At 48.5% G+C, this 25,832-nt stretch carries 26 protein-coding genes, 1 tRNA gene and 1 other RNA gene; 26 read left to right on the forward strand and 2 right to left on the reverse strand.

The annotated features are described in order from the left end of the window. The first annotated feature begins 1 nt into the window (after position 1). From GIW82_RS11625 to GIW82_RS11645, 5 genes are all read left to right on the forward strand, one after another. A complete protein-coding gene (locus GIW82_RS11625; protein ID WP_370456218.1) occupies positions 2-487 on the forward strand; it encodes an NUDIX hydrolase in 486 nt (161 codons plus the stop codon). Beyond that, a complete protein-coding gene (gene rapZ, locus GIW82_RS11630) occupies positions 480-1,361 on the forward strand; it encodes an RNase adapter RapZ (protein ID WP_154750117.1) in 882 nt (293 codons plus the stop codon). The genes GIW82_RS11625 and rapZ overlap by 8 nt, the downstream gene beginning before the upstream one ends. Before the next feature lie 5 nt (positions 1,362-1,366). After that, a complete protein-coding gene (locus GIW82_RS11635) occupies positions 1,367-2,347 on the forward strand; it encodes a gluconeogenesis factor YvcK family protein (protein WP_154750118.1) in 981 nt (326 codons plus the stop codon). A 34-nt stretch (positions 2,348-2,381) separates the two neighbouring features. Then, a complete protein-coding gene (gene whiA / locus GIW82_RS11640; RefSeq protein WP_154750119.1) occupies positions 2,382-3,329 on the forward strand; it encodes a DNA-binding protein WhiA in 948 nt (315 codons plus the stop codon). A gap of 62 nt (positions 3,330-3,391) precedes the next feature. Next, positions 3,392-3,649, forward strand: coding sequence for an HPr family phosphocarrier protein (locus GIW82_RS11645; RefSeq protein ID WP_154750120.1), 258 nt, complete (start codon positions 3,392-3,394; stop codon positions 3,647-3,649). 262 nt (positions 3,650-3,911) lie between these two features. Here GIW82_RS11645 and GIW82_RS11650 read toward each other — a convergent pair. Then, a tRNA-Arg gene (locus GIW82_RS11650) sits at positions 3,912-3,983 on the reverse strand. Between the two features lie 123 nt (positions 3,984-4,106). Between GIW82_RS11650 and clpP the strand changes: the two genes are divergently transcribed. The 19 genes from clpP (at position 4,107) to GIW82_RS11745 (ending at position 22,670) form a co-directional block, all read left to right on the forward strand. Then, the gene (gene clpP, locus GIW82_RS11655; RefSeq protein ID WP_370456225.1) at positions 4,107-4,751 is read left to right on the forward strand and encodes an ATP-dependent Clp endopeptidase proteolytic subunit ClpP; all 645 of its coding nucleotides are present in this window, start codon (positions 4,107-4,109) and stop codon (positions 4,749-4,751) included. Positions 4,752-4,804: 53 nt separating this feature from the next. Continuing rightward, entirely contained in the window at positions 4,805-5,062 is a 258-nt protein-coding gene (locus GIW82_RS11660; protein WP_370456219.1) for a glutaredoxin family protein, read from the forward strand. A gap of 166 nt (positions 5,063-5,228) precedes the next feature. Continuing rightward, entirely contained in the window at positions 5,229-6,272 is a 1,044-nt protein-coding gene (locus GIW82_RS11665; RefSeq protein WP_154750123.1) for a sugar-binding transcriptional regulator, read from the forward strand. Continuing rightward, positions 6,273-7,280 carry a type I glyceraldehyde-3-phosphate dehydrogenase gene (gap, locus tag GIW82_RS11670; protein ID WP_154750124.1) on the forward strand — a complete coding sequence of 336 codons (1,008 nt, stop codon included), beginning with the start codon at positions 6,273-6,275 and terminating at the stop codon, positions 7,278-7,280. A 102-nt stretch (positions 7,281-7,382) separates the two neighbouring features. Beyond that, a complete protein-coding gene (locus GIW82_RS11675) occupies positions 7,383-8,564 on the forward strand; it encodes a phosphoglycerate kinase (protein WP_154750125.1) in 1,182 nt (393 codons plus the stop codon). 14 nt (positions 8,565-8,578) lie between these two features. Beyond that, positions 8,579-9,346 carry a triose-phosphate isomerase gene (tpiA, locus tag GIW82_RS11680; RefSeq protein WP_154750126.1) on the forward strand — a complete coding sequence of 256 codons (768 nt, stop codon included), beginning with the start codon at positions 8,579-8,581 and terminating at the stop codon, positions 9,344-9,346. Then, on the forward strand, positions 9,333-10,865 hold the full coding sequence (gpmI, locus tag GIW82_RS11685; protein WP_154750127.1) for a 2,3-bisphosphoglycerate-independent phosphoglycerate mutase: 1,533 nt from the start codon (positions 9,333-9,335) through the stop codon (positions 10,863-10,865). Before tpiA ends, gpmI begins: the two co-directional genes overlap by 14 nt. Before the next feature lie 20 nt (positions 10,866-10,885). Further along, positions 10,886-12,181 (forward strand): phosphopyruvate hydratase, encoded by a 1,296-nt coding sequence (eno, locus tag GIW82_RS11690; protein ID WP_154750128.1) that lies wholly within the window; start codon positions 10,886-10,888, stop codon positions 12,179-12,181. A gap of 91 nt (positions 12,182-12,272) precedes the next feature. Next, on the forward strand, positions 12,273-12,500 hold the full coding sequence (gene secG / locus GIW82_RS11695) for a preprotein translocase subunit SecG (RefSeq protein ID WP_154750129.1): 228 nt from the start codon (positions 12,273-12,275) through the stop codon (positions 12,498-12,500). A gap of 73 nt (positions 12,501-12,573) precedes the next feature. Continuing rightward, positions 12,574-13,323 carry an alpha/beta hydrolase gene (locus GIW82_RS11700; protein ID WP_304608896.1) on the forward strand — a complete coding sequence of 250 codons (750 nt, stop codon included), beginning with the start codon at positions 12,574-12,576 and terminating at the stop codon, positions 13,321-13,323. Positions 13,324-13,392: 69 nt separating this feature from the next. Next, the gene (gene rnr, locus GIW82_RS11705) at positions 13,393-15,675 is read left to right on the forward strand and encodes a ribonuclease R (protein ID WP_230309383.1); all 2,283 of its coding nucleotides are present in this window, start codon (positions 13,393-13,395) and stop codon (positions 15,673-15,675) included. Between the two features lie 48 nt (positions 15,676-15,723). Beyond that, on the forward strand, positions 15,724-16,188 hold the full coding sequence (gene smpB / locus GIW82_RS11710; protein WP_154750132.1) for an SsrA-binding protein SmpB: 465 nt from the start codon (positions 15,724-15,726) through the stop codon (positions 16,186-16,188). A gap of 85 nt (positions 16,189-16,273) precedes the next feature. After that, positions 16,274-16,628, forward strand: a transfer-messenger RNA (tmRNA) gene (ssrA, locus tag GIW82_RS11715). A 191-nt stretch (positions 16,629-16,819) separates the two neighbouring features. After that, complete coding sequence (locus GIW82_RS11720) at positions 16,820-18,733, forward strand: hypothetical protein (RefSeq protein WP_154750133.1); 1,914 nt, start codon at positions 16,820-16,822, stop codon at positions 18,731-18,733. A 1-nt stretch (position 18,734) separates the two neighbouring features. Further along, entirely contained in the window at positions 18,735-19,589 is an 855-nt protein-coding gene (locus GIW82_RS11725; protein ID WP_154750134.1) for a hypothetical protein, read from the forward strand. Beyond that, positions 19,579-20,391 carry a hypothetical protein gene (locus GIW82_RS11730; protein WP_154750135.1) on the forward strand — a complete coding sequence of 271 codons (813 nt, stop codon included), beginning with the start codon at positions 19,579-19,581 and terminating at the stop codon, positions 20,389-20,391. Before GIW82_RS11725 ends, GIW82_RS11730 begins: the two co-directional genes overlap by 11 nt. A gap of 345 nt (positions 20,392-20,736) precedes the next feature. Continuing rightward, positions 20,737-21,240 (forward strand): DUF421 domain-containing protein, encoded by a 504-nt coding sequence (locus GIW82_RS11735; RefSeq protein ID WP_154750136.1) that lies wholly within the window; start codon positions 20,737-20,739, stop codon positions 21,238-21,240. 445 nt (positions 21,241-21,685) lie between these two features. After that, entirely contained in the window at positions 21,686-22,366 is a 681-nt protein-coding gene (locus GIW82_RS11740; RefSeq protein WP_154750137.1) for a hypothetical protein, read from the forward strand. Positions 22,367-22,418: 52 nt separating this feature from the next. Next, complete coding sequence (locus tag GIW82_RS11745; protein ID WP_154750138.1) at positions 22,419-22,670, forward strand: hypothetical protein; 252 nt, start codon at positions 22,419-22,421, stop codon at positions 22,668-22,670. 53 nt (positions 22,671-22,723) lie between these two features. Here GIW82_RS11745 and GIW82_RS11750 read toward each other — a convergent pair whose 3' ends face one another. Continuing rightward, on the reverse strand, positions 22,724-23,572 hold the full coding sequence (locus GIW82_RS11750) for a metallophosphoesterase family protein (protein WP_195914034.1): 849 nt from the start codon (positions 23,570-23,572) through the stop codon (positions 22,724-22,726). A 153-nt stretch (positions 23,573-23,725) separates the two neighbouring features. Between GIW82_RS11750 and GIW82_RS11755 the strand changes: the two genes are divergently transcribed. Both GIW82_RS11755 and GIW82_RS11760 read left to right on the forward strand, forming a co-directional pair. Next, a complete protein-coding gene (locus GIW82_RS11755) occupies positions 23,726-24,340 on the forward strand; it encodes a glycerol-3-phosphate responsive antiterminator (protein WP_154750140.1) in 615 nt (204 codons plus the stop codon). A gap of 174 nt (positions 24,341-24,514) precedes the next feature. Next, positions 24,515-25,813: an ABC transporter substrate-binding protein gene (locus GIW82_RS11760; protein ID WP_154750141.1), complete on the forward strand. Its 1,299-nt coding sequence runs from the start codon at positions 24,515-24,517 to the stop codon at positions 25,811-25,813. The last annotated feature ends 19 nt before the right edge of the window (positions 25,814-25,832 follow it).

Here is a 25,832-nt window from a genome sequence, read left to right on the forward strand (position 1 = left end):
TGTGCAACGTATTGCGAATCTATTGACGATCAAAGAAGGACAAGTTCTTCTGCTGAAAAAACCGCGCCGTGACTGGTATGTAGCACCCGGCGGCAAAATGGAGCCAGGGGAGTCGATCTATGAGTCGGCGATCCGTGAATTCACAGAAGAGACCGGCGCAACGCCGGTCGGCACTCACTTGAAAGGCATCTACACGATGATGATTCATGAAGGGGATGTAGTCGTGGATGAATGGATGCTCTATACGTTTGTGGCGCATGACCTGATCGGGACACCGTATGAGGAGAACCGGGAAGGTTTGCTTGAATGGCACCCTGTGGAAAGTTTGGCGACGCTGCCGATGGCGGAAGGGGACCGCACGAACCTGCTATTCGCTGCGCACCAAGCCGGGATGCAGTATGGAACGTTCCACTACACGAAGGAGTTCCAATTGCTCGAGGAGCTGATCCAGTCATCGACAGAAGAGGTGAAGCGGACGGATGGATAACACACAGAAGGAAACCGAATTGATCATCATTACAGGGATGTCGGGCGCCGGAAAAACAGTTGCGATTCAAAGCTTCGAGGATCTTGGCTTTTACACGATCGATAATTTGCCACCAGCGCTGCTGCTGACGTTCATCCGACTGATGAAGGATTCCGGGAAGACGATGAAACGCATTGCAGTCGTGATGGATCTACGCGGCGGTGACTTCTTTGACAGCTTGAAAGAAGCGGTCGATAACTTATCGCAGGAGCCTTCTGTATCGAGTACGCTCCTGTTTCTTGACGCGGATAACCAGACGCTTGTCAGCCGCTACAAAGAAAGTCGGCGATCCCATCCATTGTCCCCAGGCGGACTTGTACTCGGTGGCTTGAAGAAGGAGCGCGATTTGCTCCATGATCTGCAAGGGCGCGCCAAGTATATATACAACACTTCGAACATGTCTCCCCGAGAATTGAAAGAACGCATTTACAACGATTTCTCCTCGGCAAGTTCCAACGTCTTCACCGTCAATGTCTTGTCATTCGGTTTCAAGCACGGAATGCCGATCGATGCCGATCTTGTCTTCGATGTCCGGTTTTTACCGAACCCGTTTTACATCGAGGAATTGAAGCCGTTGACAGGACTTGATAAAGAAGTATCGGATTACGTGCTGAAATGGACTGAAACACAAACATTGATCGACAAGCTGACCGACTTGCTGCACTTTTTGATCCCGCAATATAAGAACGAAGGGAAAGCGCAATTGGTCATCGCGTTCGGGTGTACTGGCGGCCAGCATCGCTCAGTGACACTTGCGGAATATTACGGGAAGTTACTCGCCGAACAAAATAAGACAGTCGTCACGCATCGTGACGCAAGACTGAGAGAGGGCTGAACGAGATGGACGGGAATACTGAGCGAAAACGCCTCGTCATCATCGGCGGTGGTACAGGTCTTTCGACGTTGCTCCGCGGCCTGAAGCTGATGCCGCTTGATTTGACTGCCATCGTCACCGTTGCGGATGATGGAGGAAGCTCTGGCCGGCTCCGGAACGATTTGGATATTCCACCACCGGGCGATATCCGTAACGTGATGGCTGCTTTGTCGGATACGGAACCGCTTCTGGCAGAGATGTTCCAATACCGTTTCAAGCAATCGCTGGACCTGGATGGCCATTCTCTCGGGAACTTGATGCTCGCCGCGTTGACGGAGATCACAGGGGACTTTGCGAATGCTGTCCGTGAAATGAGCCGTGTACTGAACGTCAATGGCACCGTACTTCCTGCTGCGAATCAATTGGTGACGCTTCATGCGGAACTGGAGGACGGCACGATCGTCAGCGGCGAATCGAAGATCCCGGCTTACTTGCAGCCGATCAAACGGGTGTTTCTGCAACCGGATGACGTGCAGACATTGCCGGATACGATTGCAGCGATCGAGAAGGCGGATTTGATCGTCGTCGGACCAGGATCGCTTTATACGAGCATCTTGCCGAATTTATTAGTCAAGGATATCCGTGATGCTGTACTGCAAGCAAGCGCGAAGAAAATCTATATTTGCAACTTGATGACCCAGGCCGGGGAAACGTACCGGTATTCTGCAGAGGACCATGTGCAGGCGTTGTACGACCATGTCGGCACATCGTTCCTTGATGGCATCCTGCTGGAAGAAGTCCGGATTCCCGAAACAGTCGTCAAGGTTTATAAAAAAGAAAAAGCGTCACCTGTCGAATACGATGAAGAGCAACTCGAACGTATGGGCTTAGCAGTGTTCCGCCGGAAGATTACGAATGTTTACGGCGAAACGGTGCGCCATGAGCCACAGAAAGTGGCACAATGGCTATACGAGTATGTCGAAGGGAAGGACAGCGAGACGCATTAATGTCCAACCTATCATGCTGAAAGGGGGAGAAGAAATGTCTTTTGCCTCGGAAACGAAAAAAGAATTAACGCAGATCGAGTCGGATGACTGCTGTGGCAAGGCGGAACTGTCCGCCATGATCCGCATGAATGGCACGATGTCATTTGCCGACAGAGCGCTCAGCTTGGATATCCAGACGGAGAACGCAGCGATCGCAAGACGGATCTATACATTTTTGAAACGTTTTTATCCCGCTTATGCAGTGGAGCTGCTTGTCCGGAAGAAGATGCGGCTGAAGAAGAACAACGTCTACATTTGCCGCGTCCGGAAAGGGGCACAGCACATCCTGGAAGATTTGGCGATCTTGAAGGAAGGCTTCCAAATCCAATATGCGGTGGACGAAGAGCTAGTGGAGAAGAACTGCTGCAAACGCGCTTACTTAAGAGGTGCGTTCCTTGCAGGCGGTTCGGTCAACAATCCGGAAACGTCGTCTTACCATCTGGAAATTTATTCGCTCTATAAAGATCACGCGGAATCACTTGTCCGCCTGATGAACGAGTTCCACTTGAACAGCAAGACGATTGAACGAAAAAAAGGCTACGTCACGTATTTGAAGGAAGCCGAGAAGATTTCCGATTTCCTAAGCATTGCCGGAGCACATGCGGCGCTGCTGAAATTCGAAGACGTGCGCATCATTCGTGACATGCGAAACAGCGTCAATCGCCTCGTAAACTGTGAGACGGCCAATTTGAACAAGACCATCGATGCAGCGTTGCGGCAAGTGGAAAACATCCGCTTCATCGATTCTGTCATCGGCATCGACCAGCTGCCGGACCGGCTCCGGGAAATCGCCCGCTTGCGTGTCGAGTACCAAGACGTTACGCTAAAGGAGTTAGGAGAAATGGTGGCGGCTGGCACCGTCAGCAAGTCTGGTGTCAATCATCGACTGCGCAAAATCGATGAGATCGCGGAGTCACTCCGAAAAGGGGAAATGCTCAGCTGATATATGCGGCTGATTTTTTATAGAAAGAACTTAACCGAGGAATAAGAGGAGGAACAGTTCATATGGTGGAAAAACAAGTGAAAGTGCAATTGAACTCAGGCTTGCAGGCAAGGCAGGCAGCATTATTCGTGCAGGAGGCAAACCGCTTCAGCGCTGATGTGTACTTGGAAAAAGGCGAGAAGAAAGTCAACGCGAAAAGCATCATGGGCATCATGAGCCTTGCGATCAGTAAAGGCACGGACGTCGTAATCTCTGCCGACGGTTCGGACGAAGGCGGAGCGGTCGATGCACTTGTGGCGCTTGTCGATAAAGAAGCATAAGAAAACGATGGGCCGTCTCGGCAAAGTTATGCAATATGACTTTGTCGGGGCGGATTTTTTATGGGAGGGTTTCAGCAGAACGTGGGTTATCTAAAGATAAACAGCGGTTACCTAAGAAAGGACGCCGGTTATCTGGGAACGAATGCCGGTTATGCAAGGACGAAGATAATTATAAACTCGGATGCGTATCACGTTTCGTCAAAACAAAAACAGCCCCGCATATCACAATGGACATGCAGAGCTGTTTTTATATACTTATGTATACCCTCGGAGGGAATCGAACCCCCATTTCAAGAACCGGAATCTTGCGTGTGATCCATTACACTACGAGGGCATGTGCCGGTTAACGACTTTTCCATTATATAAAATTTCCGGCAGAAATACAAGCTCTTATTTACGAATCGTTATATTTGACCTTCATTGACCATCATGTGTATGATAGGAATACAGCTGAGACATTCAGCAATTTAGAAAAACTTATTCAGACGAGGAGGATTTATCTATGAACTTAGTGCCTACAGTAATTGAACAAACGAGTCGCGGGGAACGTGCGTATGACATCTACTCACGCTTGCTGAAAGACCGCGTTATCATGCTTGGGAGCGGAATCGACGACAACGTAGCAAACTCGATCGTTGCTCAGCTTCTATTCCTTGAAGCGGAAGATCCAGAAAAAGATATTTCCATCTACATCAACTCACCAGGCGGCAGCATTACAGCCGGCATGGCAATTTACGATACGATGCAATTCATCCGTCCGGACGTCCAGACGATCTGTATCGGAATGGCTGCTTCGATGGGAGCATTCCTTCTTGCAGCTGGTACAAAAGGCAAACGCTTTGCACTTCCGAACGCTGAAGTGATGATTCACCAACCACTTGGTGGCGCACAAGGACAAGCGACGGAAATCGAAATCGCAGCGAAACGCATCTTGCACCTTCGCGAAAAGTTGAACGAAATTCTTTCAGAGCGTACGGGTCAGCCGCTTGACGTAATCGCGAAAGATACAGACCGCGACAATTTCATGACAGCTGAACGTGCGAAAGAATATGGTTTGGTTGACCAAATCATCACACGCAGCAAAATGTCTGAAAACAAATAAGCGATTCATACAGGAAGGCGAAGGAAAACAATCCGTTTTCCTTCGCCTTTTTTATGTCTATTGAATGGAAGGTGTTCGGGATGTTTACGTTGTACACACGGCCTGAATGTGGACTATGCGAAGAGGCGAAATTGATGCTCGGTCTCGTGCAAGAAGATTTTCCGGTGGAATGGAACGAAGTGAACATCGAACGAGACGATGTGCTGCACGAGAAGTACATGCTAATGATTCCTGTCTTGGAAAGGGACGGAGAAATCGTGCTGTACGGCAATATCGGCTATGCCGATTTGATTGAAGCGTTAATCGATTGAAGAAAGACTGCCTGACGGGTTTTCATCGCCCGCTGAGCAGTCTTTCTTTTTTGTCGGAAGAGCTGAACAGATGTATTGCATTCTTATATACGATTCGTTACAATGAATTTAGTGGGATAATAAATTATATACTGGGTTAAAATACAACCCTAAGCGAGGCGGTAAAATGGAATCCATTTTTTCAGCACAGCAAAAATTATTTCCTGAAATGGAAGGCCTGCTCCTGCAGCGTTACCGGATGCTCGAAATGATCGAGCTCGAACAGCCTGTCGGAAGACGGACGCTGACCGGACTTTCTGAATGGAAGGAACGTGACGTCAGGAGAGAAACCGAAATCTTGAGGGATCAAAGATTGATCCGGATGGAAGCCGGTGGAATGGTCGTGACAGATGGAGGCGTGGATGTGCTTCGGGAATTGAAGTCATTCGTCCATGAACTTGCAGGAATGGCAGAGAAAGAAGCTGCTGTCCGAGAAGCACTCGGCATCGCCCGTGTCATCGTCGTGCCACATGACAGTGACGAACAAGTCGCTGCCAAAGCGCAGATCGGCAGGGAAGCGGCAGAAGTATTGGAAGCATTGTTCCAAACGTATCGCACTGTGGCAGTCACCGGCGGCAGTACAATCGCCGCGATTGGTACAGAACTGACTACTGCAAAGCTTCAACCGACCATCCGATTTCTCGCAGCGCGAGGCGGACTTGGAGGCGAGGCGGGACACCAGGCGAATATGATCGCTTCTGCATTCGCGGATAAAGTAGGCGGCACAGTCAAAACGCTTTATGTACCGGATCAATTGAGTCCCGGTGCATTTGAAACATTGATGAACGAACCGATGATCAAAGACATGATCACGCTTTATGATGAAGCGGAAGTGGTCGTCCACGGCATCGGCAACGCATTCGACCTCGCAAAGCGGCGTAACGCCACTGAGGAAGAACTTGAGACGCTCAAACAGGGCGGCGCAGTTTCAGAAGCGTTCGGCTATTATTTCGACCGCGGAGGAGAAGTTGTTTATCGTCTCCGGACAGCGGGAATTCAATTGAGACAAGTAAATAACGCTGCTGTACTTTTAGCGGTTGCAGGCGGTAGTTCGAAAGCGGAGGCGATCGTCTCCTATTTCAAGAACGCGCCGAAGCAGACGATTCTTGTTACAGACGAAGGTGCAGCGGATTCAATTATTGCGTTAACCAAAACAGAGGAGGAACTATAAATGGCTTTGAAAATGGCAATTAACGGATTTGGACGTATTGGACGCGTAGTATTCAGACAGGCTTTGCAGAACGAAGAGATCGAAGTGGTGGCAGTCAACGATTTGACGGATGCAGCGATGCTTGCACACTTGCTTAAATATGACTCGGTACACGGCACGTTGAATGAAGAAGTGACGGTTGATGGCGATACGATCACAGTTGCAGGTAAATCATTCCGCGTATTCTCTGAGAAAGATCCAGCGAACTTGCCGTGGGGTGAGCTTGGTGTGGATATCGTCCTTGAATCGACAGGAATTTTCCGCGATGAGAAATCTGCTAGTAAGCACATCGAAGCTGGCGCAAAGAAAGTCATCCTTTCTGCGCCAGGTAAGAGCGGCATGAAGACGCTTGTAATGGGCGTTAACCACGAAGACTACAACCCGGAAACAGACAAAGTCGTATCGAATGCATCATGTACGACAAACGGTCTTGCGGGCATGTCTAAAGTATTGAACGAGAAATTCGGAATCAAACGTGCGATGATGACAACAATCCACTCATACACGAATGACCAGATCCTTCTTGACTCACCACACTCAGACTACCGCCGCGCACGCGCAGCTGCTGAGTCAATGATTCCAACAACAACTGGTGCAGCAACTGCTGTAGCAGAAGTACTTCCGGAATTGAAAGGCAAGATCGATGGAATGGCGATCCGCGTTCCGACGCCGAACGTTTCTTTGATCGACCTTGTTGCAGAGCTTGAGACAGAAGCATCTGTTGAAGATGTCAACAACGCTTTGAAAGAAGCAGTCGATGGCCCGTTGAAAGGTTACTTGGAATACACTGAACTTCCACTCGTTTCTGCTGACTATAACGGCAACACTGCCTCTTCGACAATCGACGGTGCATCAACAATGGCGCTTGGCGGCAATATGGTGAAGGTACTAGCATGGTACGACAACGAATCAGGCTACTCTGGACGCTGTATCGACCTAGCTTTGCACATGTATAAAAAAGGGGTTTGAAGATAGCTTAATTCCCCCTGAACCTCTATAATAAAAGAGGGTAAAAGAGGCGGGGTGCTTACCCCGCCTCTTATTTTTTATTTAAATACGGGAGGTTTCAACATGCAGAAAATGACGATGAAGGATGTAGAGTTGAAAGGGCAACGCGTCTTTTGCCGCGTGGATTTCAACGTACCGATGAAGGAAGGAAAAGTCACGGACGACACGCGCATCCGCGCTGCTGTCCCGACAATCGAGTACTTGCAGGAGCAAGGAGCGAAAGTCATTTTGGCGAGCCATCTCGGGCGTCCGAAAGGCCAAGTCAACGAAGAGATGCGCCTTGCAGCGGCAGGTGAACGTCTGGCAGAGCTTCTCGGCAAACCGGTGAAAGCACTCGACGAATCCATTGGGGAAAGCGTCGAGAAAGCGGTCGCGGAAATGGCGGAAGGCGACATCGTCCTGCTTGAGAACGTCCGCTTCCACGCTGGGGAAGAAAAGAACGATCCAGAACTTGCGAAAGCATTCGCAGCACTCGCAGACGTCTTCGTCAATGATGCATTCGGCGCGGCACACCGTGCGCATGCATCGACTGCAGGAATCGCACAGCACTTGACGGCAGTCTCAGGTCTACTTCTTGAGAAGGAATTGTCGGTACTCGGCAAAGCATTGTCAGAGCCGGAACGTCCGTTCACAGCTATCATCGGCGGTGCGAAAGTGAAAGACAAGATCGATGTCATCGATTACTTGCTGGAGAAAGTCGATCACCTGTTGATCGGCGGCGGCTTGTCGTATACATTCACGAAAGCGCAAGGCCATGATATCGGGGATTCATTGCTTGAAGAAGACAAGCTGGAGCTCGCGAAGTCATTCATCCAAAAAGCGAAAGATCGCGGCGTGCAACTGCATTTGCCAGTTGATGTGACGGTTGCGGACCGATTCGCAAGTGACGCAGAAACGAAAACAGTCGCAATCGATTCGATTCCACAAGGCTGGATGGGTCTGGATATCGGACCGGAGACGGCGAAGCGCTATGCGGAAGTGATCAAGGAATCGAAACTGATCATCTGGAACGGACCGATGGGTGTGTTCGAAATGGAAGCATTCGAGACAGGGACGAAAACGGTAGCGGACGCAATGGCTGGGACAGAAGGCTACACGATCATTGGCGGCGGAGACTCTGCAGCAGCGGTCGAACAATTCAAAGTGGCTGACAAGATGGACCATATTTCAACAGGCGGTGGCGCTTCCCTTGAATTCATGGAAGGGAAAGACCTGCCAGGCGTCAGCGCATTAACTGATAAGTGAGAGGAGTGGTTGTTTTGAGAAAACCGATGATAGCAGGAAACTGGAAAATGTATAAAACCGCAGCAGAAGCGGCTGACTTCATGGAAGCTGTGAAAAATAAAACATTCGATCCCGATAAGGTGGAAGCGGTCGTATGTGCACCAGCACTTTACTTGGCACAGCTTGTGGAGTCTGCGAAAGACAGCTCGATCCAGATCGGTGCACAGACGATGCACAGCGAAACAGAAGGTGCATTTACGGGAGAAGTGAGCCCGGTGCAACTGAACAGTGTTGGGGTGACACACGTCATTATCGGACACTCCGAACGGCGCCAATACTTCGCTGAAACAGATCAGACGGTCAACGCGAAGATGCATGCGGCAGCGAACAACGACCTTCGCGCAATTCTTTGCGTAGGCGAATCACTGGAGCAGCGCGAAAGCGGGAGCACCGGTGATGTGGTCAGCGCACAAATCGAAGCGGCACTAGAAGGCCTATCAGCAGACGAAGTGGTTAATGCGGTCATCGCATACGAACCGATCTGGGCGATCGGCACAGGCAAAACGGCTACATCCCAAGATGCCAACGAAGTATGCGGTGTGATCCGTGAAAAAGTTGCGAACCTATACAATGCAGAGACGGCACAAGCAACACGCATCCTTTACGGTGGCAGCGTGAAGCCCGCAAACATTGGTGAGTTGCTAGCAACGGAGCATATCGACGGAGCCCTCGTCGGCGGTGCGTCCCTCGAAACGGATTCATTCAACCAACTCGTGGAGGCCGGTCTGAATGCAGCGAACTAAAAAACCGGTCGCACTCATTATCTTGGACGGCTATGGGAGCCGTGAAGAGCTATTCGGCAATGCGGTGGCGCAAGCTGCGACACCAAATTTCGACAAGCTCTGGAACACGTTCCCGCACGAATTGCTGACAGCATCAGGGGAAGCGGTGGGGCTGCCTGAAGGGCAAATGGGCAATTCCGAAGTGGGGCATTTGAACATCGGAGCTGGCCGTATCGTTTACCAAAATTTGACACGTATCAACAAGTCCATCAAAGATGGCGACTTTTTCAACAACCAGGCGTTCCTTGCAGCTGTTGCACAGGCAAAGGCGAAAGGGACGAACTTGCACTTGATGGGACTTCTGTCGGACGGTGGTGTCCATAGCCATTTCCATCACCTGTTCGCTCTTTTGGAGCTTGCGAAGCAACAAGGACTTGAACAAGTATATGTACACGGATTCCTTGACGGACGCGATGTTGGGCCGCGTACAGCGCTTCGTTACGTTGAGGAAGCGGAGCAGCGCATGAAGGAAATCGGTATCGGAAAATTCGCTTCGATCAGCGGGCGTTATTACGCGATGGACCGTGACAAGCGATGGGAACGCGTCGAACTCGCTTATCAGGCGCTTGTCGACGGTGTAGGTAATACTGCACCGACTGCGAACGCTGGCATCGAGCACTCATACAGTCTCGATGTAGCGGATGAGTTCGTCGTACCGTTTGCGATCGTCGAAGAAGACGGCCCAGTCGCGACGATCGATGAAGGAGATTCAGTCATCTTCTTCAACTTCCGTCCGGACCGTGCGATTCAACTGACATCGGCGATGATCAATCCGAAGTTCGACGGCTTCGAACGAAGTGTGAAGCACCCACGGAACTTGGAGTTCGTGTCGTTCACGCCATACAGCGAAGAGCTGGCGACGGTGATCGCCTATGACACGCTGAACTTGGAAAATACGATTGGTGAAGTTGTGGCAGCGAACGGCTTGAAGCAGCTGCGCATCGCCGAGACGGAAAAATATCCACACGTGACATTTTTTATGAGTGGGGGGCGTGAAGAGGTATTCCCTGGGGAAGACCGCATTCTTGTCGACTCGCCGAAAGTGGCAACATATGATCTGCAGCCGGAGATGAGTGCCTTCGAAGTGACAGGTAAACTCGTCGAACAAATCGAAGCTGGCGCACACGATGCCATCATCCTAAACTTCGCAAACCCGGATATGGTCGGTCACAGCGGCATGCTTGCGCCGACGATCCGTGCAGTGGAAGTCGTCGATGAATGTCTCGGCAAAGTGGTGGATGCCATTCAAGCACAAGGCGGTTACGCAATCGTCACAGCGGATCACGGCAATGCCGATGAAGTCGTGACGATCGACGGTGCGCCGATGACAGCACACACGACGAACCAAGTGCCGGTCATTGTCACGAAAACAGGTGTTGTCCTTCGCACGGACGGCATTCTTGCGGACCTGGCACCGACCGTCCTGAAATTACTGGAAATCGAACAACCCGAACAAATGACAGGAAGACCATTATTTTAATTGAAGAGGAGCTGGGTAATATGACAATCATTTCGGATATCATCGCACGCGAGGTATTGGATTCACGAGGAAACCCGACAGTCGAGGTGGAAGTATTCACGGAAAGCGGAGCATTCGGCCGCGCAATTGTCCCTTCAGGCGCATCTACAGGTGAGCACGAAGCAGTCGAACTGCGTGACGGCGACAAAGGCCGTTACCTTGGCAAAGGTGTTTTGAAAGCAGTCGAGCACGTCAACAACGAAATCGCTGAAGAGCTTGTCGGTCATTACTCGGTTCTTGACCAAGTATCAATCGACCACGCGTTGATCGATCTTGACGGGACAGACAACAAAGGCCGTCTTGGCGCGAACGCGATCCTTGGTGTGTCAATGGCAGTCGCACATGCAGCTGCTGATTACTTGGATCTGCCGCTTTACCAATACTTGGGCGGTGTAAACGCGAAACAATTGCCGGTACCGATGATGAACATCTTGAATGGCGGAGAGCACGCAGACAACAACGTCGATATCCAGGAATTCATGGTTATGCCGGTCGGAGCGGAAACATTCCGCCACGCAGTCCGCATGGGTGCGGAGATTTTCCATAACTTGAAATCCGTTTTGAAAGAAAAAGGCTACAACACATCTGTCGGGGACGAAGGCGGTTTCGCACCGAACCTCGGCTCGAACGAAGAAGCACTGCAAACAATCATGGAAGCAATCGAAAAAACTGGCTTGAAAGCCGGCGAAGACGTATTGCTCGCAATGGATGTCGCTTCATCTGAGCTGTATGACAAAGAAAAAGGCGTATACAACTTGCCAGGCGATAACACAGTCAAGACTTCTGAAGAAATGGTCGAGTGGTATGCCGAGCTTTGCGAGAAATACCCGATCGTTTCAATTGAAGACGGCCTTGACGAGAACGACTGGGCTGGCCACAAGCTTCTGACAGAGCGCATCGGTGAAAAAGTACAGCTTGTCGGAGACGACTTGTTCGTAACGAACACGAAGAAATTGGCACAAGGGATCGAAGAAGGCGTCAGCAACTCGATCTTGATCAAAGTCAACCAAATCGGTACGTTGACTGAAACGTTCGATGCGATTGAAATGGCGAAACGCGCTGGTTACACAGCAGTCATCTCCCACCGTTCAGGTGAATCGGAAGACGTCACGATCGCGGACATCGCAGTTGCGACGAACGCTGGCCAGATCAAAACAGGTGCTCCGTCACGTACGGACCGTGTCGCGAAGTATAACCAGTTGCTGCGCATCGAAGACCAATTGAACAGCACGGCTTATTACGCAGGCGTCAAAACTTTCTATAATATTAAAAAATAATGCAACCCACTGCATGAACACTATTGTCACCACAACGTTGTCGTGATAAACTTAATGATGTTGTGCATGTTCTTTGCAGGAGGTGGAAATGATGCATACGTTACTAATGGTTCTACTGGTGATCGTATCACTCGCATTAATCGTCGTTGTCTTATTGCAATCGGGTAAAAGTGCAGGTCTTTCGGGAGCCATCTCTGGAGGAGCGGAGCAACTTTTCGGCAAGCAGAAGGCTCGTGGTATCGATTTGGTTCTTCACCGGATCACGATTGTCCTAGCTGTCCTATTCTTTATCCTTGCCCTTGCGGTAACAAAAGTTTAATTCAGATAATGACATCGCCTGACCAATCTGGTTGGGCGTTTTCTTTTTATACGAACTTTTTAGAGGAGGAATCATGATGAGAGTTTCACAGCCAAAGCCATTTTTCTTTGAAGCTGGGCCGCGTGCGGTATTGTTGCTGCATGGGTTCACTGGAAATTCGGCGGATGTCCGGATGCTCGGACGTTTCCTTGAAAAGAAAGGGTACACATCGCTCGCACCTCATTACAAAGGGCATGGTGTAGCACCCGAGGAATTGGTAAAGACAGGACCTGCAGACTGGTGGCAGGATGTCGAAGCGGCATACAATCAATTGAAAGAGGCGGGTTACGAAGAAATCGCAGTGGCGGGGTTATCGCTCGGCGGAGTATTCACCTTGAAAACAGGGTATACGTATCCTGTAAAAGGTCTCGTGACCATGTGCGCGCCGATGTTCATGAAAACGACGGATCTCATGTATGAAGGGGTCGTGAAATACGCGAGGGAATATAAGAAATATGAAGGAAAAGAAGCAGCGGTTATCGAAGAAGAGATGAAGAAGTTCAAAGAAAAACCGATGGATTCGCTGAAGGATTTGCAGCAATTGGTAGCGGACGTCAAAGACCACGTCGACCATGTCTATGCACCGCTCTTGGTCGTGCAAGGCAGACTGGATGATGTCATCAATCCGGAGTCTGCGAACATCATCTTTGATGAAGCTGAATCTTTCCAGAAAGAATTGAAATGGTACGAACAATCAGGGCATGTCATTACACTCGATAAAGAAAAGGAGCAATTGCACGAAGACATCTTCGCGTTTTTGGAATCCTTGGAGTGGAGTGTGTAAGCAGCCCATCAGGAGGGGTTTTGTTTGAACAAAGATCAACAGACGTTAGAGCAGCGATTGCTCACATTCATGCGCGATGATGCCTATAAGCCACTCACGGTGCAAGAAATCGAAGAACAATTTGGTTTTGAGAATGCAGAAGAATTCAAGGAACTGATCAAGACATTGGTCCGCATGGAAGAGCGCGGAACACTCGTCCGTTCACGTTCGGATCGCTACGGTGTGCCGGAACGCATGAACTTGATGCGCGGGAAATTCATCGGGCACCAGCGCGGCTTCGGCTTCGTTGAACAGGAAGATAAAACGATGGATGATATTTTCGTCCCGCCGACTGAAACGAATGGCGCTGTGAATGGCGACACAGTCATGGTGCGCATCTCGGAGAATTCATCCGGTGACCGCCGTGAAGGAACGGTCATCCGCATTTTGGAGCGCGGTACGACAAAGGTCGTCGGCACATTCCAGGACAACCGCGGCTTCGGCTTCGTTGTGCCGGATGATAAGAAGATGAACATGGACGTGTTCATCGCGAAAGGCGATACACTCGGCGCCATTGAAGGGCATAAAGTCGTCGTCGAAATCACTGGCTGGCCGGAAGGAAGAAAATCGGCAACCGGGATGGTCACACAAATTCTTGGGCACAAAAACGATCCGGGTGTGGATATCCTATCGATCATCCATAAATACGGCATCGAGACGGAATTCCCACCGGAAGTTTTGGATCATGCAAACAGTGTTCCGGATGAAATCGACCCGAAAGACATCGAGGGACGCCGCGACTTGCGCAACGAACAGATCGTCACAATCGATGGGGCAGATGCGAAGGACCTGGATGATGCAGTACAAGTCGAGCAGCTTGAAGACGGTACATACAAGCTTGGCGTCCATATCGCGGACGTCAGCCACTACGTAACGGTGGATTCGCCGATCGACGGCGAAGCATACGACCGTGCGACGAGCATCTACTTGACGGATCGTGTCATTCCGATGATTCCACACCGTCTGTCGAACGGAATTTGCTCGCTTAATCCGAGTGTAGACCGTCTGACATTGTCTTGTGAAATGATCTTCAACAGCCGCGGAGAAGTCATCTCGCATGATATTTTCCAAAGCGTCATCAATACGACAGCCCGTATGACGTACAAAGATGTGTACGAAATCCTTGAACAGGATAACCAGGAGCTGAAAGAGAAGTACGCGGCACTTGTCCCGATGTTCGAGCATATGAAGAACCTTGCCGAGATTTTACGTACGAAACGTATGCGCCGTGGTGCAATCGACTTCGACTTCAAAGAATCGAAAGTCATTGTCGATGAAGAAGGCTATCCGGTCGATATCGAAGTGCGCGAACGGACGGTTGCAGAGCGTCTGATCGAAGAATTCATGCTGGCAGCGAACGAAACGGTGGCAGAGCATTTCCACCGCATGGAAGTACCGGCAATCTACCGGATCCACGAAGATCCGAAACCGGAAAAATTGCAGCGCTTTTTCGAGTTCATCACGAACTTCGGAATCGTTGTGAAAGGCAGCGGCAACGAAATCCACCCGGGTGCCCTGCAGGAAATCATCCGTTCAATCGAAGGACTCCCTGAAGAACCGGTTGTTTCGACGATGCTTCTGCGTTCGATGCAGCAAGCGAAATACTCGTCGGAGAGCCTGGGGCACTTCGGCTTGTCGACGGACTTTTACACCCATTTCACGTCACCGATCCGGCGTTACCCTGACTTGATCGTCCACCGGCTAATCCGAACATATATCATCGAGAAGGACTTATCGGCAGCAACGATTCGTCATTGGGAAGCGAACCTGGATGAGATCGCTGAGCATACATCGGACCGTGAGCGACGCGCAGTCGAAGCGGAACGTGATACGGATGCACTGAAGAAATCGCAATTTATGGCTGATAAAGTCGGCGAAGAGTTTGAAGGCATCGTTTCTTCAGTGACGAATTTCGGCTTGTTCATCGAACTGGAGAATACGATCGAAGGACTTGTCCACGTCTCCAATTTGACGGATGATTATTACCGTTTCGATGATCGCCAGATGATGATGATCGGGGAGCGCACGAAGCGTCAGTTCCGCATCGGGGATGAAGTTTCCATCCGCGTTATGAGTGTGAAGCCGGAAGAAGGGACGATCGATTTCGAAATCGTCGGCATGAAGCCATCACAGCGCCGCGACCGGAAAGACAAACCGACGGTCATCCGTGCTACGAAGAAAGAAAGCGCGGGTTCAGGCGGCGGACGTGATCGCAAGAAAGAAGGCGACCGTTCAGGCAAACCGAAGAGCCAGAAGAAGAAATATTACGAAGGCATCGCGAAGAAACAGCAAAGACGCAAGAAGAAAAAGTGAAGAAGCGGCTCCGGCCGCTCTTTCCTGACTGTATAGAGGTGAAGGTTTATGGCAAAAGGTGAAGGAAAAGTAATCGCACAAAACAAGAAGGCTGGGTTTGATTTTTTCATCGAAGAAACCATTGAAGCTGGAATCGTCCTCCAGGGGACGGAAATCAAATCCGCACGGAATGGCAAAGTGCAGATTGTCGACGCGTTCGTCCGCATCCGGAACGGCGAAGCGTGGATTTCGAACATGCACATCGCGCCGTATGAACAAGGGAATATCTTCAACCACGACCCGACACGCGTCCGCAAGCTGTTGTTGCATAAGAAGCAGATCAATCATTTGCTCGGCGTTTCGAAAGTACAAGGAGCTGCGATCGTCCCACTCAAGATGTATTTGAAGGACGGCTATGCCAAAGTACTGATCGGCATCGGGAAAGGGAAGAAGAACTACGACAAGCGCCAGGACCTGAAGAAAAAAGACGCCAAGCGCGAAATCGACCGGGCCCTGAAGGAACGCAGTCGTTAAGCTTGAATGCTGACCAATCTTGTCTTATAATGAATATATAACACACAAGGCCGTTTCAGCCTTTTCCGTGTTCCTTTATTAATGAGGGGACGTTACGGATTCGACAGGGATGATCTGGGCTTGGGTCGCGCGTCGGAGGATCGGCTCCGTCACCAACGTAACTTATAGTAACTGGCAAAACAAACAACAACCTAGCATTCGCAGCGTAAGCTCGGATCTGCTTTATCCATCCATCGCCCATGTGGCTGGGTAGAGCTCACTTTTAGTGGGATACGGTCGTCAGTGCAACTTGAGCTGCCGGCAAGAGATTTCCAAGTTAGCGCACACGACGCCTGCTTATCGGCATAGTGCTGCGCGAAACCTAAATGGATAAGCTACACGCGTAGACGCTCAAGTAGCGGAGTTTCTGGACGCGGGTTCGACTCCCGCCGTCTCCATATGGAGAAAGTGGTAATCATAGAAACGCCAAAACCTTTTATGAGGTTTTGGCGTTTTTTGAGTTGCCATAAAAATGCATGAGCATTTTACTAGTGCCTATACAAGAAATAATATTCTAACAAAAGTATTATTTGGTTGATCTATTATCTTAAGCTAATTAAACTATAGTTACACAATAAATGAGGTGCATAGGATGAATGACATGAATAATACTTGGCAATTCTCTAGAATTCCTAACATTGAAGAGTCAAATTTCAATAAAGTATTGGAGCGGTTCTATAGCTTGGGAGTGGCAGGATTGACCCGGGAAAATATACAAAACTCGTTGGATGGCCGATTAGCGGAAGCGGATCAGCCCGTCGCGGTGAAAATCGAATTGGGAACTGTAAACCGAGAGGCGATCCCAGGGCTAGATTCCATCGTTCATCGCATTAACAGTCTCGAAGGCCGCAACGGGTATACAAAGGAAACAATCAGCCATATGAAAGCTTCTATGCTTGAAGAAAATGTGCGCTATATTTCCTTCGAAGACAGCAATACCAAAGGGCTGAGCGGAGCGAAGTATGGTCAAAGCAATTCTAAGGAACACACATGGGGGATTTATGCTTACAATAAGGGTGTTCATTTTGAAGAGAAGGATGAAAGTTTTGAAGCTTCGCGCGGAGGATCCCATGGCATCGGTAAAATCGCATCGAACGCTGCTTCAGATATACATATGATGTATTTTGCCAATTGTGATGCGCATGGTGAACAGCATTTGGGCGGGACTATCCAGTTGATTGAACATACATTAGGAGACAGCTACTACCGGTCCACAGGATATTTTGCGAAGTTAAAAGACGAAAAATTTATGCCATTTGAAAATCGATTCCATCAAGTTTTCGAGAAAAAGACACGTGGTTTGAAAATCGTCATACCATTTTTAAGAGAGAATTTCTATAATAAAGATGAAGTGATCCGGGCTGTATGCGATAGTTTCTTTGTTTCCATTATCGAGAAAAAACTTGTGGTGCATGTGAATGATCTCGTGATTGATCACAATACGATCGATTCAATTGTTTTGAACCCTAAATACTATATTCAGGAAGTAGAAATGATGAAGAAAGTCTTTACGCCTTTATACGTCGATACTTATAAAAATATGCAGCCCCGTGTAATAGAAGTCGCCAATCAAACGAACAACTTTAAGTTCAATTTGTACTTTAACTATGACGAGCGCATCCCTAAAGGCCGGATGGGAATCATTCGAACAATCGGCATGAAAATTGAGGACTTTACAGTGAAGAATAATTCGACCAAGCCATTTAATGCAGTTCTCATAGGCGGTATTGAAGAGGACAGCTATTTGAAATCATTGGAAAATGAATCTCACACTAAGATTTCGAGTGATGATATCAAGGACCCCCAGTTAATGAAGCATGCACGGAGATTCATTAATAACCTCACTAAGGAAATTGTCAAAGTCATTGAAGAAGAAATCCGGAAATCCAACCCTGTGGATGGGAAGATAAATACAGGGGACCTACTCTATACAATGGAACTGGATTTTAAGGATAATTTATCCCAGACCTTTGCAGCCACGAAAATAAAAAATGGCAAGAGTATCGTAAGAAATGATGCTGGAGAAAAAACTGACGCAGAAGAATCAAAAGTGAAGCGCAGGAAGAAAGAAAAGACGGCCGCTGTGAATCCTGCTGATACAGGGGTACGGAGAAAAGGCAAGGCACGAAAAAAAGGGGAAACTGAAAATGCGACTGAGAATCAAAAGGATGAATACAAAATTAGTCCAACTCGGGTCGAGCGTCTATTGATGCAGAACCAGGAAGTTATCCGATTAAATTTGACAAGCGATCCGGTAGTGGCCAAAGCCGAAAGCTGCCAAATAAAATTTAATATTGTGGATGGCATGGGAAAAGAATACCTGAATGAGTTCAATATGCAGGAGAATTATTCGACTGTGATTGATACGAATAGCGGCAAAGAATGTGAAATCAGTTCGGGTTTCATTAAGAATGTGTCCATCAAGGACGGTCTTGTCAGTCTGCGGTTGGCACTCCATCCTGCTTATAATCGCTCGTTAAAATTCATTTATTACGTAGAGGTGTAAAATGATTTATAAAAAAGACGCTAACTTTCCTTATCCCATTCTTTCTTCCAACTCATTCGCTTATGAGGAAAGTGATTTTACAATAAAGATAAATTTCGAAGAAGACAGCGATATTTATCGTTTTAAGGTGCAGGAGAACCTGACCTCGCCCTTTATGAAACGGCTCCTATCAGAAGGGGTGGCGCAGTATTTATTGATCATTCAATCGAAAGACACGAAGTTCTTTACGCTGGAACCGAATGATCTGCAAGTGGAAATCGCGAAAAATCGGATGTCCCTTTCAAGCCGTACTTCGATTCAGCTACACATTGTCGCAAAAATGTCGGTCAACTTTGCTGAGAATGGTGAGCTGAACGCCTTTTACAGTGATTTAAAGAATTCAATTGAAGTACCCAAACTTTCATTGCTTGGATTTTCTAACATTGTCATTTTTGAAGGCGGTATGAAAAATCCTTTGGATATTTTTGAGAAGCGAATGGATCCAAGTCTGAAATCAGCCATTAAGTTCGAATTGGGCTCTGAAAGCATTGTCCTTCATTTCAGGGATGAGGAGACACAATTCCAGTCCATGTCCAAAGCAAGTGCCTTTATCAATCCTTATCTATACACGGGATTGCGCATGGCTTTAGAACGTTTTGTTCAAAATTATTCAGAAGAAGATGATGAACTGGTCGAGTTGACTCAAATCATGCAACCTGAGGATTTATTGGATTTCAAACTTTATAACCTAATGATGAGTAAAGGCATTGAGTCGCTTGATAACGAGAATATTGATGAAGTGATTGGGCGGATTTCCCATCAAATCGTCGAAAAATATGTGAGAGCCGTAAAGGAGTTGGCGATCAATGAAGATTAGGCTTTTAAAAGAAGGTTATAAAGAAGATGAACAGCTCTTCCTGGAATTCAGGAAAGGGGAGGTTACACACGATTCTTTTTTCTCGGATGAAACAGTCGAAATTGCAGATGCGCCTGATTTCCCCTTTTATATAGGTAAGGGAACAGAGGGAAAACGAAAAAACGATTTTATGGCTGCCTTTCGTATAATTGCAGATTATTATGTGGAGCTTGAACGAGATATTCATTTTGATGAACGTTTTTGGCATTCATTATTGATCACCCAAAAACGCGATTATATAGAGGAGCATTACCCGCAAGCTTTTGAAAGCTACCGTGAGTTTTGCAATATTGTCACTAAAACATTCGATTGGGAGAACTATATTTACAAATGCATTTTAGCGGTGGAGTACGTAGAGGACTCGGGAGAGCGTGCTCTGCCGAAGGACCAATATTATGAGTTGATTGTAGAGAATCTCGATATTTTTAACTATATAATCAAGTACTCGATTTTCAGAAATAGTGAATTCTTAATAAAGGTCTTGACAGTGATTCATAATTTGGATCTCGGCGAGGTGTTAAAAGCCAAAATAACAGATCGGCCTGATTTAGGGAAAGACGAACGATACGGGAGGCGCGTAATTTTTGAATTGAATAAAGCTTATCCTGTATTGATGTCTCCATTATTGGATGTTGAAGAGCTGCAAAAGGAATTTCTTAAGGCGCTCGGCAATTATTATGATCTATCAGATGTAAAAGAAGAGGTAGAAACACCATCAAGCAAACCCGGTCTGCTGAAAAGGTTTGCCCGTATCTACAAGTGACAAGAAGAGTAATCAGAAGCGTTTCGAATCTATGGATGCTCATCAAATGAGTAAAAAACCTTATCATTTTTATAAAAATGATAAGGTTTATTCTCTAATGGACATATTTAAACCTTATCATTTTGATTGAAATGATAAGGTTGGAGATGGGAGAGCCAATAACAACTTATTGGTCTTGGCCGCAGCGCCAGGTGGAAGAAGCTAATAATAGTCTGAAGCCATCGAAATTTCCGGAAGCGGATTCAACTCTTTCGTCGCCATCACGTTGTTTGCCTGGAATGATAGGGGGAAACTATGGGATATGGGCACTGTGAATTAATTCTTCACTGAAAGGAAGGGGAACCGATGTTTGAAATAACGTGGGACAACTTTGTCCGTATTATCACGGTCGGCTTTTTTGCTTATGTGGCGCTGGTGTTTTTTCTTCGTGTCTCCGGCAAGCGGTCGCTCACGAAACTGAATGCATTCGACCTTGTCGTGACAGTCGCACTCGGTTCGATACTGGCAACGATTTTACTCGACAGCAACATCAGTCTGCTGGAGGGGATGGCCTCATTCGGCTTGCTGATTGTTTTGCAGTACATCGTGACATTCCTGTCCGTCCGATCACGGAAGTTCAGTGATTTCATAAAGGCGGAACCGAGTCTGCTGTATGTGAATGGGACCTTTTTGGAAAAAACGTTGAAGAAAGAGCGCGTCAGCAAATTTGAAGTCACGCAGGCAGTCCGAAATGGCGGCAACGGCAGTATGGAGGATGTGCAGGCTGTCGTGCTGGAAACGGACGGCAGTATGTCGGTCATCAGCGGGAAGCTTGGAGATGCGATGAAAGAAGTGGAGTCTAAGGCATAACATCAGTGCAAGGCACTTGATTGTGCTGAAGAAGTGCCCTAACGCAAACAAGGGGTGATGAAACAATGAATGAATCGCTCCAACAAGCGCTTAAGCTCCGCCGCGAGGGTGAGCTCATTGAATCCAACAAGCTGCTCGTGAAACTTGCGGAGCAGCATCCCCCTGACGCATCCCTCCAGTACGAATGCGGCTGGAGCTTCGATATTCTGGGAGGCGAGGAAGAAGGCATCATTACGAATATGAGCTCGATCTCGGTCTGGACGGGGAGCAGGCGCGGAGTGCGCACGCACAACTCGGTTCGATGTATCGTCTCCGGGGCAGGATTTAGGACGCGAAGGACGTCCTGATGAAAGGGATCAGCAAATTTCAGGACTCGGCTTTGCTGAAGACGTTTTATGCGTATGCTGAATATGATGCGGGAAATTCCGGGGAGGCAATGAGGTGGATGACGGAGGCAGCTTTGGATGCGGCCTCGGATGACAGCATTCTCATCTACTGCTCGCCAGTGTATTACCTTGGCAACAGTCTGGATTATAAGCGGTTCTTGCAGGAGCGGGTTCATTACGACCCGAACCGTGAAAAAGTGCCGATTTCCAGCAAGTCCATCGTGGAAAAAATGGAAGATGTGCTGAAGGTGTTCGATCCGACGCATTTCCACGGCGGCTGGGGATGTGAATTCGATCATTACGAACGCCATTTCGCAGATCCGGATCCTGAAACGAGACGTGCGGCAGTCGCAGCTTTTGCGATCCTGACGGGCGTCTGGGAAACGGGAAGCGCTACGTCGTTCATGCCTCAGCACGAGCGGAAATATACAGGAGGCTTCGCTCCGCACACCCCTTATTTTTTTGAACTGGATGGCTATATTCGTGCGTTTCACAAGGATCTGGAAACGATCCGCGAAGAATTTCCCGTGATGACGGCATATATCATTTACGCACTAGATGTGCTGGATGAACGGAGCAAAATTGGCCTGGAGCGGAAATTCCCGGAAATGGACGCCGAGATGTTCCGGCATTTCCGGGATGACGTCCTGCTGCCGCACCGTCAAATGAAAAAGAGACTGCCGCCGTTTGATGAGCTGATGGCTGAGCTCGGATGGAATTCTTCCTGCAGTCCGTGGTAAAATCGGACGAGTGCAAGGCACCGATTAAAAGTAATCCAAGAGGAGTTTTACCATGAACGAACGAGCAGTGCTGGCGATCATCGCGATCATCGTGCTGGGGGCGGCTGCCATCAGCAGCACCGAAAGCATCCCGATTGAATTCAAGACAGTCTTTTATGGCGTGGGGATGGGAATCCTGCTGATCATCGGACTGATCAGTTTCTTCCAGTTCATCAAGCGCGGCCGGGAGAAGAGAATGGAAGAAAAGAAGCTAATGAAAGAGAAAAAACAAAATAAGAAAAACATGAAAAAGAGCGCGAGATAAACCATCTCAGCGCTCTTTTTCATTCGGCGCCAGACACCAGAGTGACAGACACTTCACATGGATTCTTCCGCTGCTCTTACTTTCAATGGAATTTCACATGTGCAGTTTTCGTTTGCGCCGAGCGGATGCGGATTGAGACTGAAATGATTGATAGCGTTGCCGATATTGCGTGCACGCTGCAGGAGTTCCGCGTCGGATAGGCCAATCGTTTCGACTGTGATGCGGTCCTGGTTGACGTCGATGACGCGGACAGCCTGCTGGTCGAGTACTGCGGCAATCTGGAGGAAGTGCCATTGCTCACGTTCTGCGATGGAGTTGAAATGGTTGTGACCGTGGACATACAAGCCGTTCGCTTGTGAATTGCTGAGTACGTTCCAGACTGGAATGTCCGGGTGGATGCAAAGTTTGTCCTGACTTGAATTGGTCGTTGTTGCATGGACCGGATGATGGCCGAAGACGATCAATGGACGTTCATCGCTCTTTTCAACGATGCCGCCGAGCCATTCGAGCTGTTCGGGATCGATCGTTCCGCCCCAGTCATTGAAGTCTTGCTCTTTTGCCGTGTCGATGAAGGCAAGGGCCACTTCATCAGTCATGCGTGCATGATAACGGGGCTGTCTCGTGATGGCGAGCACTTCTTTGCGTGTCAGGCCGTAAACGTCGTGATTGCCGAGTACGTGGACGAACGGCTTGTGCTGCTCATCGATCAATGCATAGATTTCTTCCAGTTCCTCGGGCTGTCCGTAGTTCGTCAAGTCTCCGACGGAAACGTACAGATCTGCTGGCACTGAGAAAAAACGTTCGATAAACTCCTTGTAAAACGCGTTCCGGTCTTCTTCGATAAATGGATAGTCTTCTGTCAATTCCGGGTAATGCAAATCTCCGATCACTGCAATCTTCATCGTCAACATTCCTCCATTTCATTTTACACTTCCAGTATTGCAGGTGAATGGTAAGCTGCCTTTAAGAAATTGTTAAGCTTTGTGAAGATTTCACATGGCACCCGCGGGAACTTCTATAATGAAATAGGAAGACAAGCGGAGGGAGCTGGATCTATGAAAGTGAAATGGACGCGACAGGAATTTTTCGAACGGCTGCACACACATAAGACGATCGCTGCCGTCAAATCACCGAAAGATATCGAAAAGGCGCTGGCGAATAAGGAGCGGATCAGCGCGGCATTTCTGTTGACCGGTTCGATCCTGAACGTCAAGCGCTTTGTCGAAGTGCTGCAAAGCGAAGGGATCCCGGTACTCGTCCATGCAGAAAAAATCGGCGGGTTGCTTCTGAACAACGAAGGCATCAGTTTCTTGACGGATTACGTCCGCCCGTTCGGCATCGTCACGACGAAACCTTCCCTCATCAAAAAAGCGAAAGAGCGGAAGATGTTCGTCGTCCAGCGCGTCTTCATGATCGATTCGGAAGTGTATCATAATGTGCTTGAGAACAAACAGCATCCGCCTCCCGATCTGATTGAAATCATGCCGTCGACTTTACACGATGTGATCCGCTCTTTTGCCAAGGAGCTGGAGGTTCCGGTCATTACCGGCGGCCTATTATCGTCCCCGAAAGGTGTAAGAGCTTCACTGGAAGCGGGAGCCATCGCCGTCAGTACTTCCAATGAGTCATTATGGAAGATGGATTTTTCCGAAGTGAAAACATTAATATGATTTTACATAAGCTACATACCGGATTAACAACTGACCGTTACAATCGGTTATGACAAGTAGATAGCAACCGGGTGCGCTGAGAGAGACCTCAAATAACTTCCGTGACTGCGGAGGACTATTTGAGGTCTTTTTGTGTGGCCGGGGCTGTCAATAAAACAAAACGGAGGTAGGAGAATGAAGAAACTGAGTTTGTTTTTGATCATGGCATTGGCGTTGATGGTAATGGCTGCATGTGGCAACGGGGAAGATTCGGAGCCGAGCGCTTCAGCAGATACCGGTGGAAATGCAGACGGCAAAATCGAATTGACGTACTGGTATGCGTGGGGCGATAAGATCGGCGAGAACAACCAAAACCTCGTCAAGCAATTCAATGAATCACAGGATGAGATCCATGTGACTGCGGAATTCCAAGGGTCGTATGATGAATTGCACGCAAAAACACAGGCTGCATTCGCGGCTGGAAACGCACCGGAAGTGACGCAGAACGAAATCGCTTCGATGGGCGTCTTTGCAAAATCAGGCATGACACAGGATCTTACTTCTTTTATCGAAGATGAAGAAATCGAGATGGATGACTTCAATCCGGGGCTTATGGGGAACTCGTACGTTGACGGAAAAGTATACGGACTTCCATATTTGCGGAGCACTCCGATCCTTTACATGAATGCGACGATGGCGGAAGAAGTCGGCCTTAGCCTTGATGGGCCGGAAACATGGGAAGACTTCAAAGAATATGCACGGGCATTCACGAACGATGAAGGGCGCGTCGGCATGTCCGGTGCAATCGATCTTTGGATTTACGAAGCATTGATTGCGCAGGCTGGTGGTTCGACGATGAACGAAGATTATACGGAAGTAGCATTCAACAGTGCAGCAGGCGCCCAGGCGTTCGATCTTTGGCGGGACATGGTGGCTGAAGGAACACTGAAACTTAATTCAGGTACAGAAGCGGGAGACAAGATGAAGCAAGACTTCATTAATGGACATTCGGGGATGTTATTCTCTTCGACTGCTGATTTGTCTTATCTCCTGCAATTGGCGGATGAAAAAGGATTTGAATTGCGCACGTACTTCATGCCGAGCGGTGAGCATGCGAAAGTTCCAACTGGCGGGGCGAACCTTGTCATGACAAATGATCTGGACGAAGAAAAACAGCAGGCGGCATGGGAATTCATCAAATTCATGACAGCATCGGAGCAGACAGCTTATGCTTCCGAATATACTGGCTACTTGCCGAGCCGATTGTCTGCAGCAGAGTCCGAGAAAATGCAGTCTTTATATGAAGAGAAACCTCAGTTCAAAGTGGCTGTCGATCAATTGGAGAACGGGATCGCCCGTCCGATGGCAGAAAACTATCCGGAAGTCGTAAAGATCTTAATCGACGAAATGACACGCGCAATTCTGGACGACAGCATTCCGACACAAGATGCACTTGACGCAGCAGCCGAAAAAGCGAACGCAGTCTTGAAGTAAAGGGAATGTTTTTCGAAAA

This window comes from Planomicrobium sp. YIM 101495 (assembly GCF_009707665.1).
Lineage (GTDB): Bacteria > Bacillota > Bacilli > Bacillales_A > Planococcaceae > Planococcus.

Excerpts from the sequence above, each read along its gene's own strand:
- GIW82_RS11675 (WP_154750125.1), top strand. The coding sequence starts at position 7,383 with ATGCAGAAAATGACGATGAAGGATGTAGAGTTGAAAGGGCAACGCGTC.
- GIW82_RS11760 (WP_154750141.1), top strand. The coding sequence starts at position 24,515 with ATGAAGAAACTGAGTTTGTTTTTGATCATGGCATTGGCGTTGATGGTA.
- GIW82_RS11740 (WP_154750137.1), top strand. The coding sequence starts at position 21,686 with ATGACGGAGGCAGCTTTGGATGCGGCCTCGGATGACAGCATTCTCATC.
- GIW82_RS11660 (WP_370456219.1), top strand. The coding sequence starts at position 4,805 with ATGTCTATTGAATGGAAGGTGTTCGGGATGTTTACGTTGTACACACGG.
- eno (WP_154750128.1), top strand. The coding sequence starts at position 10,886 with ATGACAATCATTTCGGATATCATCGCACGCGAGGTATTGGATTCACGA.
- rapZ (WP_154750117.1), top strand. The coding sequence starts at position 480 with ATGGATAACACACAGAAGGAAACCGAATTGATCATCATTACAGGGATG.
- GIW82_RS11745 (WP_154750138.1), top strand. The coding sequence starts at position 22,419 with ATGAACGAACGAGCAGTGCTGGCGATCATCGCGATCATCGTGCTGGGG.
- whiA (WP_154750119.1), top strand. The coding sequence starts at position 2,382 with ATGTCTTTTGCCTCGGAAACGAAAAAAGAATTAACGCAGATCGAGTCG.
- GIW82_RS11730 (WP_154750135.1), top strand. The coding sequence starts at position 19,579 with ATGAAGATTAGGCTTTTAAAAGAAGGTTATAAAGAAGATGAACAGCTC.
- GIW82_RS11755 (WP_154750140.1), top strand. The coding sequence starts at position 23,726 with ATGAAAGTGAAATGGACGCGACAGGAATTTTTCGAACGGCTGCACACA.
- GIW82_RS11635 (WP_154750118.1), top strand. The coding sequence starts at position 1,367 with ATGGACGGGAATACTGAGCGAAAACGCCTCGTCATCATCGGCGGTGGT.
- GIW82_RS11665 (WP_154750123.1), top strand. The coding sequence starts at position 5,229 with ATGGAATCCATTTTTTCAGCACAGCAAAAATTATTTCCTGAAATGGAA.
- GIW82_RS11645 (WP_154750120.1), top strand. The coding sequence starts at position 3,392 with ATGGTGGAAAAACAAGTGAAAGTGCAATTGAACTCAGGCTTGCAGGCA.
- GIW82_RS11700 (WP_304608896.1), top strand. The coding sequence starts at position 12,574 with ATGATGAGAGTTTCACAGCCAAAGCCATTTTTCTTTGAAGCTGGGCCG.
- GIW82_RS11720 (WP_154750133.1), top strand. The coding sequence starts at position 16,820 with ATGAATGACATGAATAATACTTGGCAATTCTCTAGAATTCCTAACATT.
- GIW82_RS11735 (WP_154750136.1), top strand. The coding sequence starts at position 20,737 with ATGTTTGAAATAACGTGGGACAACTTTGTCCGTATTATCACGGTCGGC.
- smpB (WP_154750132.1), top strand. The coding sequence starts at position 15,724 with ATGGCAAAAGGTGAAGGAAAAGTAATCGCACAAAACAAGAAGGCTGGG.
- secG (WP_154750129.1), top strand. The coding sequence starts at position 12,273 with ATGCATACGTTACTAATGGTTCTACTGGTGATCGTATCACTCGCATTA.
- gpmI (WP_154750127.1), top strand. The coding sequence starts at position 9,333 with ATGCAGCGAACTAAAAAACCGGTCGCACTCATTATCTTGGACGGCTAT.
- gap (WP_154750124.1), top strand. The coding sequence starts at position 6,273 with ATGGCTTTGAAAATGGCAATTAACGGATTTGGACGTATTGGACGCGTA.
- GIW82_RS11725 (WP_154750134.1), top strand. The coding sequence starts at position 18,735 with ATGATTTATAAAAAAGACGCTAACTTTCCTTATCCCATTCTTTCTTCC.
- GIW82_RS11750 (WP_195914034.1), bottom strand. The coding sequence starts at position 23,572 with ATGAAGATTGCAGTGATCGGAGATTTGCATTACCCGGAATTGACAGAA.
- rnr (WP_230309383.1), top strand. The coding sequence starts at position 13,393 with ATGCGCGATGATGCCTATAAGCCACTCACGGTGCAAGAAATCGAAGAA.